Genomic DNA, 10,695 nt, shown 5'->3' on the forward strand with positions numbered 1-10,695 from the left:
GAGTCAGCCGCCGACCATTCCCGGAGCACCCTCGGCCGGCCGCTCCGCCAGCGGAAGCTCCCGGCCCAGGATCGCGAACGCCCGTTCGTCACCCGGGAACATGAAGTTGCGCAGCACATCGGTGAACCCGAAACGCCGGTACAGCCGCCAGGCCCGGGACTGGAGCTCGTCAGCCTCCGGAGTGGACAGCAGTACCCGCTCGCCGTCGGCCATCGCCAGCAGCGCCCGCAACTGCCGCGCACCCACCCCGTGACCCTGCGCCACCGGGCGCACGTGCAGCTCGACGACCTCGAAACAGCTGCTCAGCCAGTATCCGCGGGACGGCTCGTCCAGCGCCGACCGCACCTGGTCGTGCCACCACTGACCGGCCGCGGACGTGTAGCCGTACCCGAAGCCGGCCAGCCTGCCCTCCGCGGTCAGCGTCGCCACCGCCCGGAACCCCGGCCGCCGCACGTGTGAGCCGATGTAGCCGCGGCGCGTCTGCAACAGCTCCTTGCGGTAGCCCATCGCCTCGCCGTAGACGGCCACCACGTCGTCGAGCCGGCGCAGCAGATCGTCCGGTTGCCACGCTACGAGCCTCATCGCTCCGTCAGCTCCTCGTCGGCCATCTCGTTGATCCAGCCCAGCACCGTCCGGTCCCCGACGATCTCGCGCACTGCGAAACGGGCGAACAGCTCCTCCGCGTACCAGCCGTCGGCGGGCGTGCGGGCGATCACCGCGCGATGCTCCGGCTGACGGTACGCGAACGTGGTCAGATCCGCCGTGCTCCGCCACACGCTGACCGTCCCCTGCCAGCCGATCGGCGCCTCACCCACCCCGAACCGGGCCAGCAGCCCCGGCGCGTCCGCGACCTCCCGGGCCACCGGCCCGATCGCCCGCCAGAACCGCAGCGCCCGCGTCGGACGCAGCCGGGCTCTGGTCAGCGCCACCACCATGCCGTCCGTCTTGCCGCCGGTCGGGCGGAACGGGCTGTGACCCGACCACGAACCCCGGCTCACCAGCGGCTCCAGATCGACCCGGGCCTGCCGCTCGGCGATCGCGTCCCACACCGGGAACCGAACCGGCTCGTCGCTCACCGTGATCGCGGCCCAGCGGGTCAGATCCGTGTCACCGGGGCCGAAGGTGGAGCCGGTGCCCGTACCCATGAATTTGCCGAACCTGACCGCTGACAGATGCCGGCGCGCGAAGGCCATCCGCAGCATGGCGGAGCCGACGGCGCGGCGCGGAACCCGCCAGACATGCAGGCTGACCTGATCGTCGGACATCGCGCCACGTTACCGCTCAGCGGCTCTCACGCCACCTCCGCCGGGGTTCCGGCCGTGACGCGGACCAGCTCGGCATACGTGATGGGGAAGATCGACTGGGGTACGCCGGCGGCCGCCCACACCACCGGGAACTTCTCCAGATCCACGTCCACCAGGGTTCGCACCGGCTTCGGATGCCCCAGCGGAGCGACCCCGCCGATCGCCTGGCCGGTGTGCAGTCGCACGAACTCCGGTGTGGCCCGGCGCAGTTTCGTCACACCCAGGGCGGCGGCCACCTTCACCGTGTCGACCCGGTGCGCGCCCGACGTCAGCACCAGCAGCGGCTCGCCGTCCGCGTCGAAGATCAGCGAGTTGGCGATCTGGCCGACCTCGATGTTCAGGGCGGCGGCCGCGGCGGGCGCGGTGTGCACGGCCTCGTCGAGGATGACGATCTCGGCGGCGTCCGAGCCGGCCGCCGTCAGCGCGTCCCGTACCGCGATCACATTCGGATGGTTGTGCATCCGCTCATTCTGCTGCCGGCCGTGTCCTACTCCGCCGCGGGCTGTGTCGCCGCCGCGGGCCGTGTCTTACTCCGCGGCGGGCCGTGTCGCCGCTGCCGGCCGTGTCCTACTCCGCGGCGGGCCGTGTCGCCGCCGCGGGCCGTGTCCTACTCCGCCGCGGGCCGTGTCGCCGCCGCGCTGGCCTCCCACAGCCGGGCGGCGAGTTCCGGGTCGGCGGCGTGAGCGGCCGTGCCGGTCAGCCGGTGCCCGACGTAGTAGCCGCCGTTCACCAGCTCGGCCTCCGGCGCGGTGCTCAGCCAGACCAGCAGCGCGCCGGCCTTCTCCGGGGTCACCAGGAACGGCGCGAACCGGTAGAAGAACCGGGTCACCCTGTCGGCGCCGAAGTTCGTCCGCACCACACCCGGGTGGAAGGACACGCTGAACACATCCGGCCACCGGCGGGCCGCCTCCGCGGCGAACAGGATGTTCGCCGACTTGCCCGCCCCATACGCCTGCCACGCGTTGAACCGTTCCGGATCCCCGGCCAGCGCACCCGGGTCGGGGCGTCCCCGGTGGTGCGCGCGGGAGGCGGTGTTCACCACGCGGGAGCCGCTCAGCCGCTCCCGCAACAGGCTCGTGAGCAGGAACGGCGCCAGATGGTTGCTCTGCATCGTCGCCTCGAACCCGTCCACGGTCCGCCGGAAACCTTCGGCCATGCCACCGGCGTTGTTCGCCAGCACATCGATCCGCGGGCAGGCGGCAAGAAGTTCCCCGGCCAGCGTACGAACGTCGTCGAGCCGCTCGAAGTCGGCGCGGAAGGCCACCGGCTCACGCCCGCCACCGGCCACCCTCACCGCGGCCGCCGCTGCCGCGAGCCGCCCGGGATCCCGCCCGACCAGGACCACATCGTCCCCACGGGCGGCGAACTGCTCAGCGGCAGCCAGCCCCACACCCGAACTACCTCCGGTAACCACGACCGTCGCCATGCCCTCATCGTATTCACGATCGTCCCCGCCCACCCCCTTTCTGACCGCCCCGCCCGCCGCCTGCCGTCCGCCGCCTGCCGTTCGCTGCCTGCCGCCCGTCGCCTGCCGTTCGCTGCCTGCCGTCCGCCGCCTGCCGTTCGCTGCCTGCCGTCCGCCGCCTGCCGCCCGTCGCCCGTCGTTGCCGTCCGCCGCCCTTGCTGCCCGTCGCCTGCCGTTCATCGCGTGCCGTCTGCCGCCTGCCGTCTGCTGTTCGCTGCCCGCCGCTCGTCGCCGCCGTCCTTGTTGCCCGCCGTTTGTCGCCCGCGATCTTGCCGCTTGTCGATCTTGTGGCTTTCGGGCTGCTGTGACGGCGCAAGTTCACAAGATCGGCGGGGGTCACCGGTCCCGTGGCAGATCTTGTGGGCTTTGGGTTGAGCTGGCGGCGCAAGTTCACAAGATCGGCTGAGGGGTGAGGGGTGAGGGGTGAGGGGTGAGGGCGGGGATGGGCTGCGGCGAGTGGGTCGGGCGGGGTGGTGTGGGTACGGTGGCGGGTGTGTGGATCAAGGTGGGTGGTGCGGTGTCGCGCCGGGCGGCCTGGTGGCTGCTGCTTGCCTGCACCGTGATCGGTCTCGCCTCGATGCACACGCTCGGGCACGGATCGCTCTCGTCGGTTCTGCACGCGGCCCGCTCCGCGCATCTCCCGGGTGCGGCGGAGGACCCGCATGCCGGGCGGCCCTCCGGCGGCCTGCCCGGCGGGACGAGGGATGCGTATGCCGGGCGGCCCTCCGGCGGCCTGCGTGGCGTGGCGGGGGATGTGCATGCCTGGCGGGCCCCGGGCGGCCTGCCTGAAGTGGCGCGCGAACTGCATGCTGGGCCGGCCTTCGGTGGGCCGTCTGGCGTGGCGGGGGATGTGCATGCCGGACGGGACCCGGGTGAGCTGTCTGGCGTGGCGGGGGATGCGCATGCCGGACGGGACCCGGGTGGGCTGTCTGGCGTGGCGGGGCACGTGGATGCCGGACGGGACCCGGGTGGGCTGTCTGATGTGGCGGGGCACGTGCATGCCGGATGGCCCTCAGGTGGGCTGTCTGGCGTGGTGGGGGAGGTTCGGGGCGGTGCGGTCTCGGGTGGTCCTTCGGGGGAGGGCTCCTGTGGTGGGCACGGGTGTCCGGGGGCGGGTGGTGGTGGGTCCGGTGGGCATGACGGGGGCATGTGGAACGTCTGCCTGGCGGTGCTCGCCGGGCTGACCGCGGTACTGATGCCGGGGTGGCTTCTGCTGCTTCGGGTGCGCGGGCGGAACGGTGCGTGCGCGGGGGCTCGCGGAGCGTGCGTCGGCGACCGGGCGTCGCGAGCCTCGCGGCGGGCGTTCGGTGTCGGGTTGCGGCTCGCCTCCGTGTCGGTGCTGCGTTTATAGCGGGAGGCTTTCGCCCGCTTTTTCCGTACACCCAGAGAGATTTTGATCTTGATGATCCGAACGATGTCGCGTCGTGCCCTGGTGGGCGGCGCTCTGATCCTTACCTTTGCCGCCTCGGGCTGCGGTGGTGGCCACGGCTCCGGGCACTCCTCCGGGACCGGCTCCACGCCCGTCTCGCCCGCCGCCTCCGGGGCTGTCTTCAACGAGACCGACGTGGCGTTCGCGCAGCACATGGTGGTGCATCACCAGCAGGCGGTAGAGATGTCCACACTGGCGCCCGAGCGTGCCGGCACGGAGGTCAAGGAGCTGGCCGCCAAGATCTCGGCGGCGCAGGGGCCGGAGATTGCCACGATGACTGGCTTTCTCGCCGAGTGGGGGCAACCTGCCCCGGAAACCGCTGGTCACGGTGCTGAGCACGCCACGATGCCGGGCATGATGTCCGAGGAGCAGATGGCGAAACTGGCCGCCTCCAGCGGGCCGGCGTTCGACGAGCTGTTCCTGACCATGATGATCGACCACCACGCGGGTGCGATCACGATGGCCCAGGGTGAGATCGACGGCGGCGTCGACCCCGAGGCCAAGGCCCTCGCCTCGAAGATCGTCGCCGATCAGCGGGCGGAGATCGCCGTGATGCAGGCGATGCGGTAACCGTCGGCGACGCGGGCGGCCGGGCATCACCCGGCCGCCCGCACGTCACTCAGTGGGCGTGGTGCCGGTGCATCACCGCGTGCCCCCTGCCCCGGCTGATCAGCCAGCGGTTCACCGGCACGGTCAGCACGAATGCCACCGCCAGGGCGAAGGCGAGCGAGGCCCAGAACACCCAGTTGGTCAGGCCGGCCTCCATGGCGCCCGGCACGGCCAGCATCACCGCGTTGTCGATGATCTCCATGACGGTGATCGACACGGTGTCGGCGGCCAGGGCGAGCTTCAACGCGGTACGGAAGTCGATGCCCGACCGCCGCAGCGGGCGCATGGTCAGCGCGTAACCGAAGACGAACGCCAGCGCGACCGCGAGCACCACGGTGGGACCGGCGGACCAGCCCAGCGCGGTGCCGATCACCATGCCGAGCACCTCACCGATGGCGCAGCCGGTGAGGCAGTGCAGTGTCGCCTGAACGGCCGTCCGCCACGGCGTGTTTCCGGTCATGGGGTGCCTCCCTTCGATCCTGTCTGCGGCCAACATACCCCCCGGGGGTATCTGCCGGAAGGGTTTGGCTGATCGGTGGACTGTGACGTGTGTCGTCGATCATCCGTTCGAAAAAGGTGGTGGCGCGGCGCGTCGAAGGTTGCGGTTTTGTCGTAGGGGGGTGTTAGTCTCTGCGGTAGTTAGAACGGATGTTCGAAAGGTGTTCGTTCGGCTCCGGGAGCGTGTTTCGCGGCTCGCTTCCCGGGTGCGGCGCCCGCGAAGTGCCGCACGCGTGGTCCGGGCATTCGCGGGTCCGGGCCTCGTTCAAGGCAGGCCGTCGCTCGCTGCCCCCGACCCCCGGTGGCGGGCGACGGACCCGCCGGCGGTGCCGGCCGGGTGTGGTGTGGGGAAGCTTCGCACCTGGCCGGCTTGCCGTCGGGCGACCCCCGCGGGTCGTCCACCGGGGCTCCGGCCGCCCGTTGGAGCCCCGGTTCCGGCCTTGCCGGTGCGGCATGCTGCGTCTTCCTCCGCAGCGATCGGTTCGACCCACCAACGTCGGATGCGGAACAAGCGAGGAGAAACGACGATGGCGAGCACCACGGCCCCGGGCCTCACGGCGGCTGCCGCCGGCCCTGCACGCGTCCCGGCCTCTACCACCGGTCCGGTTCCTGTTCCGGCCCAGGCCGGCGGTCCCGATCGCGGTTCCGTTCCCGGCGGTGGTCCTGCTCGTGTCCCGATGCAGGCAGTCGGCGGCTCACGGGCGGAGGCGCCCACGGTTCCGGCGCACATGCTGCCCCACCGGACTCCCTCTCAGCTGCTGTCGATCGCCCGGCAGGGCCTGACCGAGGCGGCGAACACCTCACCCGACGGCCTGCGATACGCGACGGCACACCTCGCCGCTCTGCGCGCGGCCGCGGCTCTGCTCGCCGCCCGGGCCCGGCCATCCACTTCGAACCGCCGGGCGAAAGCGACCAGCGCGTGGTCACTGCTGGTTCTGGTGGCGCCGGAGTTCAGTGACTGGGCCGGCTATTTCGCCCTCGGAGCCAGCAAGCGCGCGGCCGCGGAGGCCGGCATCCCACACGTGGTGACCGCCCGCGAGGCCGACGACCTGCTCCGCGCGGCCGAACAGTTCGTGACCGTGGTGGAGTCGTCCCTCGGCCTGTCCTACCAGCCACCGCTGGCCGCATGAGCGGCCCCGGCATCCCGGTCGTCCACCCATCCTCGCGCGGGGTGGGCGGGCCCGGTGTTCTGGTCGTCCGGTTGTCCTCGCGCGGACCCGGTGTTCCGGTTGGCGGCCCACCAGCGGGTGGTGCCGGTGTTCCGGTCGCGCGGCCGCCTACCAGTGGTGCCGGTGTTCCGGTCTCGCGGCTGTCTGCCGGTGGTGCCCGTGTTCCAGTCGTGTGTCCGCCCTCGGGTGGGGCGGCCGGACCCGGGGTTCTGGTCGTCCGCTTGTCTTCGCGGGGAGTGCGTGGGCCCGATTCTCCGGTCGTGCGTCCGTCTCCGAGTGGTCCCGGCGGTTAGGGCGTGGGCCTTTTGCCGGCTTCGGGTGGATCGTTCTCCTGATTTGGGAGAGTGCTGACCGGTCTCGGCTTCTCACGGGTCCTCGAGCCCTTCATTGAGATGGCGTTCGGGTCCTTTGACGGGCGGTCTTTCCCGATTCGGTGCTTTCCGTCTCGCAGGGTTGCGCTTCCTTCGGGGCTTGGCCTCGTGGGTTCGGTGCAGGGCCCGGGCCTTGCCGGGCTCGGGCCTCGGGGCCTTGCCGGGTTCGGGCTCCGGCCAGCCGCAGGGCCGGCACGGCTGGGCGGGCTGGGCGGGCTGGGCGGGCTTGGCGGGCTCAGGAGTTTGCCGGGCTTGGGTCTGGCGGGGACCGGGGTTGGGCCATGCGGGTCGGGACGTGCTCTGAGACGGGGATTTGCCCGGTCGGGAGGGGTGGGTTTGCGGTAGCCGTGCGGTGTGGGCGGTGCTCACGGCGGTGGTGGTTCGGGTGACCTGGTCGGTTCGGAAGTGCCGGATCGGCAGGGGGACTGGACGGCGTCGACGGTGGGCCGGGCTCGGGCATCAGCACGGCGGCCGGCTCGTATCGGTTCGTCACCGGTGGGCCGGTTGTGTGGTGGTGCCGGCAGGAGTCTGACCGCGTGACGGGGGTTGCCGTTCGGTGGTGCGTGACGGGGAGCAACAGAGCGGGGCATGACGTGGCAGGGCGCATGATCAGTGGTGCGAACGCCCTCGCGGGACTGGTCCGGACGGCTACCGGAACCGATGAATCGGGCGTGGACCGGATACTGCCGGTGGCTGCCGAGCTGAGCGGGCTGCTGCCGGGAGGCGGTTTGCGCCGCGGCGGAACCGTTGCCGTCTCGAGTGCCGTCTCGAGCGGATCCGGCCGGTCGTCCAGCTCTCATTTCCCGTCCAGCTCTCACCTGCCTGCTGGTTCGCAACTGCCGATTGCCTCACAACAACCGGTGGGCTTCCTTCCGTCGGCCGGTGGGCGTCAGCCGGCCCGGGGGATGGCCGCTGGTCCGGAGATGGCCGCTGGTCCGGGGACGGCCGCTGGTCCGGGGACGGCCGCTGGTCCGGGACCCGTGGTGGGGCCTGGTGCAGCTGCCGGTCCGAGGACGGCCGCTGGCGGTGGGAGGGCGGCGGAGCCTGGCGTAGCTGCCGGTTCGGGGAGCGTGGCGGAGTCCGGCATAGCTGGTTCGAGGGCGGCGGCTCGTTCGGGGAGAGCCGGTGGTCTGAGCGTGGCTGCTGCTTCCGGCCTGGCCGCCGGGGCGGGGACGGCGGCGGGGGGAAGTACGTCGCTTCTGCTGGCGCTGCTCGCCGCCGCGTCGCGGGGTGGGGCCTGGTGTGCTGTGGTCGGGATGCCGGCTCTGGGGACGCTTGCGGCTGCTGAGAGCGGGATCGTGCTGGAGCGGCTCGCGCTCGTTCCGGCGCCGGGGCCGGACTGGCCCACCGTGGTCGCCGCCCTGATCGACGGGGTGGACATCGTGGTCGCGGCGGTTCCCGGGCCGGTGTCGTCCTCGATCATCAGCCGGCTGGCGGCTCGGGCGCGGCAGCGGGGGAGTCTGCTCGTGCCGTTCGGGGACTGGGCCGGGGCTGACGTGACCCTGCGGGTCGGTGACGGCCGGTGGGAAGGGCTCGGTGACGGACGGGGGCGGCTGCGCCGGCGGGAGGTCACCGTTCTCGCTCAGGGACGTGGTGCCGCCGCCCGCCCCCGGCAGGTCACCATGTGGATGCCCGGGGTCTCGACCCGTTCCATCGGCATTCCCGCAGCCCCACCACGTCCCGATGAGGTGCGGCCTGAGGGCCTTGCCGGGCTGCCGCATGAGGGTCCTGATGAGGTGCGGCCTGAGGGTCTTGCCGGGCTGCCGCATGAGGGTCCTGATGAGGTGCGGCCTGAGGGTCTTGCCGGGCTGCCGCATGAGGGTCCTGATGAGGTGCGGCCTGAGGGTCTTGCCGGGCTGCCGCATGAGGGTCGCGATGAGGTGCGACCCGACGGCCTTGCCGCGCTGCCGCATGCGCGTCCCGGTGAGGGGCCTGCCGCGCCGCCGCCTGCGGGTCTCGAGGACGACGGGGTGGGGGAGCCCGGGCCGCTGCGGAGTGTCGGCGGGTCCTCGGCCCGGAGAGGGGCGGGCCAGGGCGAGCAGACCACGGGCACGGTCACGGCCATGGGCACGGGCACGGGCACGACATCGGGCGCCTGCCCGCCGCGGAACGGGTGGGAGGCGTGATGGAGGCGGCGGTCCGTACGTTGCTGGTCTGGTGTCCGGACTGGCCGGTCGTCGCGGCGGAGATCGTGGCGGGGGTGATGGCCTCGGAGCCTGTCGCGGTGTTCTTCGGGAACCGGGTTCTGGCGTGTTCGGACGCGGCCCGGCGGGAAGGGGTGCGGCGGGGGCTGCGGCGGCGGGAGGCGCAGGGGCGCTGTCCGCATCTGGTGGTGGTCGAGCACGATCCGGGGAGGGACGCCCGCGCCTTCGAGCCGGTGGTGGCGGCGGTCGAGGAGGTCGTGGCGGGGGTCGAGGTGCTCCGGCCGGGCGTGTGTGCGGCCGCGGTGCGGGGACCGGCCCGGTACTTCGGCGGCGAGGAGGTCGCGGCGGAGCGGATCGTCGAGCAGGTGGCGCTGGCCTGTGCGGTGGAGTGCCAGATCGGGATCGCGGACGGAGTGTTCGCCGCCGGGATCGCCGCCCGCACCGGGCGGGTCGTGGAGGCCGGGCAGAGCCGGGGGTTCCTGTCGTCCGTACCGATAGAGGCTCTTGAAGAACCTGTTCTGACGGATCTGCTGAAGCGTCTCGGTGTGGTGACCCTCGGCGACTTCGCCGCCCTGCCTCCGGGGGACGTGCTGACCAGGTTCGGGTTCGAGGGGGCGCTGGCGCACCGGCTGGCCCGTGGCGGGGACAGCCGGCCGCTCGCGGTGCGCAAGCCGCCGCCGGACCTGGCGGTGGAGGAGACCTATGACGAGGTTCTGGACCGGGTGGACGTGGCCGCCTTCGCCGGACGGGTGCTGGCCGAGCGGCTGCATGAGCGGCTCGCGGCGCACGGGCTGGCGTGCACCCGGCTCGGGATCGAGGCGGTGACCGCGGACGGGCAGGAACTGTTCCGGGTGTGGCGGCACGACGGGATGCTGAACTCCGCGGCGATCGCCGAGCGGGTGCGGTGGCAGCTGGACGGCTGGCTGACCGGGGCGCGGCGCGGGCGGATGACGCAGCCGACGGCGGGGCTGGTGCGGTTGCGCCTGGTACCGGACGGGGTGCTGGCCCATTCGGGTCTGCAGGCCGGGTTGTGGGGCGAGGCCGGGGACGGCCGGGAACGGGCGCATCGGGCGTTCAGCCGGGTGCAGGGCCTGCTCGGGCCGGAGGCGGTGCTGACGCCGGTGCTCGGTGGCGGGCGGTCGGCGGACGATCAGGTACGCCTGGTGCCGTGGGGTGACGAGCGGGAGCCGGAGCGGCCGTCCGCGGAGCGCGTGGAGCCGATTCCCGGGACGGAGACGGTCCCGCTGCTGCTGCCGGGAATGAACGCGCAGGTCACGAGCGGTGACCGGGAGGGTTTCACGATGATCCGGGTGAGCCCGGCCCGGAAACGGCGGCGGACGGCCCGGCCGGCTCCGCTGCCACCCTGGCCGGGGCGGCTGCCGAAGCCGTCGCCGGCCGTGGTGCCGGCCCATCCACTGCCGGCCGCGGTGTTCGACGGGTCCGGCGCCCCGGTGGGGGTGACCGCCCGGCTGGAGATGACCGGAACACCGGCCTTCTTGCGGATCGACCGCCGCGAGCCGGTGGCGATCACCGGCTGGGCCGGGCCGTGGCCGGTGGACGAGCGCTGGTGGGCGCCGGGTGAGGCACGCCGCCGGGCCCGGTTCCAGATGCTGCTGGCGGACGGGCGGGCCCTGCTGCTCTCCCTGACCGGCGGCCACTGGCTGGTGGAGGCGTTCTATGACTGACCGGCATGACCGAGGGGGTAC

General features: G+C 72.7%; 8 protein-coding genes and 1 pseudogene. 4 read left to right on the forward strand and 5 right to left on the reverse strand.

Translation table 11 applies throughout. From position 1 onward, the window contains the following. Window positions 1-3: 3 nt before the first annotated feature. The 4 genes from CLV67_RS10325 to CLV67_RS10340 form a co-directional block, all read right to left on the reverse strand. On the reverse strand, window positions 4-582 hold the full coding sequence (locus tag CLV67_RS10325) for a GNAT family N-acetyltransferase (RefSeq protein ID WP_106316950.1): 579 nt from the start codon (window positions 580-582) through the stop codon (window positions 4-6). Beyond that, entirely contained in the window at window positions 579-1,265 is a 687-nt protein-coding gene (locus tag CLV67_RS10330) for a monooxygenase (RefSeq protein WP_106316951.1), read from the reverse strand. The genes CLV67_RS10325 and CLV67_RS10330 overlap by 4 nt, the downstream gene beginning before the upstream one ends. Window positions 1,266-1,291: 26 nt before the next feature. Next, the gene (locus CLV67_RS10335; RefSeq protein ID WP_106316952.1) at window positions 1,292-1,765 is read right to left on the reverse strand and encodes a YbaK/EbsC family protein; all 474 of its coding nucleotides are present in this window, start codon (window positions 1,763-1,765) and stop codon (window positions 1,292-1,294) included. 146 nt (window positions 1,766-1,911) lie between these two features. Continuing rightward, entirely contained in the window at window positions 1,912-2,730 is an 819-nt protein-coding gene (locus CLV67_RS10340; protein WP_106316953.1) for an SDR family NAD(P)-dependent oxidoreductase, read from the reverse strand. A 1,603-nt stretch (window positions 2,731-4,333) separates the two neighbouring features. Here CLV67_RS10340 and CLV67_RS10350 point away from each other — a divergent pair. Then, on the forward strand, window positions 4,334-4,768 hold the full coding sequence (locus tag CLV67_RS10350) for a DUF305 domain-containing protein (RefSeq protein WP_239166278.1): 435 nt from the start codon (window positions 4,334-4,336) through the stop codon (window positions 4,766-4,768). Window positions 4,769-4,817: 49 nt separating this feature from the next. Here the strand turns inward: CLV67_RS10350 and CLV67_RS10355 are convergent, their stop codons facing one another. Next, a complete protein-coding gene (locus CLV67_RS10355; protein WP_106316955.1) occupies window positions 4,818-5,267 on the reverse strand; it encodes a DUF4396 domain-containing protein in 450 nt (149 codons plus the stop codon). A gap of 715 nt (window positions 5,268-5,982) precedes the next feature. Between CLV67_RS10355 and CLV67_RS10360 the strand changes: the two genes are divergently transcribed. The 3 genes and pseudogenes from CLV67_RS10360 to CLV67_RS10370 all read left to right on the forward strand — a co-directional run bounded on the left by CLV67_RS10360 (window position 5,983) and on the right by CLV67_RS10370 (window position 10,674). Continuing rightward, a complete protein-coding gene (locus CLV67_RS10360; protein WP_106316956.1) occupies window positions 5,983-6,435 on the forward strand; it encodes an SAV_6107 family HEPN domain-containing protein in 453 nt (150 codons plus the stop codon). Window positions 6,436-8,029: 1,594 nt separating this feature from the next. Next, window positions 8,030-8,483: pseudogene (locus tag CLV67_RS54710) on the forward strand (hypothetical protein); the annotation flags it as partial. A 487-nt stretch (window positions 8,484-8,970) separates the two neighbouring features. Then, window positions 8,971-10,674, forward strand: a complete 1,704-nt coding sequence (locus CLV67_RS10370) for a DNA polymerase Y family protein (RefSeq protein ID WP_106316957.1) — start codon at window positions 8,971-8,973, stop codon at window positions 10,672-10,674. Window positions 10,675-10,695 lie beyond the last annotated feature (21 nt).

The organism is Actinoplanes italicus (assembly GCF_003001815.1).
Classification (GTDB): Bacteria; Actinomycetota; Actinomycetes; order Mycobacteriales; family Micromonosporaceae; genus Actinoplanes; species Actinoplanes italicus.

Coding starts and splice junctions, on each gene's coding strand:
- CLV67_RS10325 (WP_106316950.1), bottom strand. CDS start 582: ATGAGGCTCGTAGCGTGGCAACCGGACGATCTGCTGCGCCGGCTCGAC.
- CLV67_RS10330 (WP_106316951.1), bottom strand. CDS start 1,265: ATGTCCGACGATCAGGTCAGCCTGCATGTCTGGCGGGTTCCGCGCCGC.
- CLV67_RS10335 (WP_106316952.1), bottom strand. CDS start 1,765: ATGCACAACCATCCGAATGTGATCGCGGTACGGGACGCGCTGACGGCG.
- CLV67_RS10340 (WP_106316953.1), bottom strand. CDS start 2,730: ATGGCGACGGTCGTGGTTACCGGAGGTAGTTCGGGTGTGGGGCTGGCT.
- CLV67_RS10355 (WP_106316955.1), bottom strand. CDS start 5,267: ATGACCGGAAACACGCCGTGGCGGACGGCCGTTCAGGCGACACTGCAC.
- CLV67_RS10360 (WP_106316956.1), top strand. CDS start 5,983: ATGCAGGCAGTCGGCGGCTCACGGGCGGAGGCGCCCACGGTTCCGGCG.
- CLV67_RS10370 (WP_106316957.1), top strand. CDS start 8,971: ATGGAGGCGGCGGTCCGTACGTTGCTGGTCTGGTGTCCGGACTGGCCG.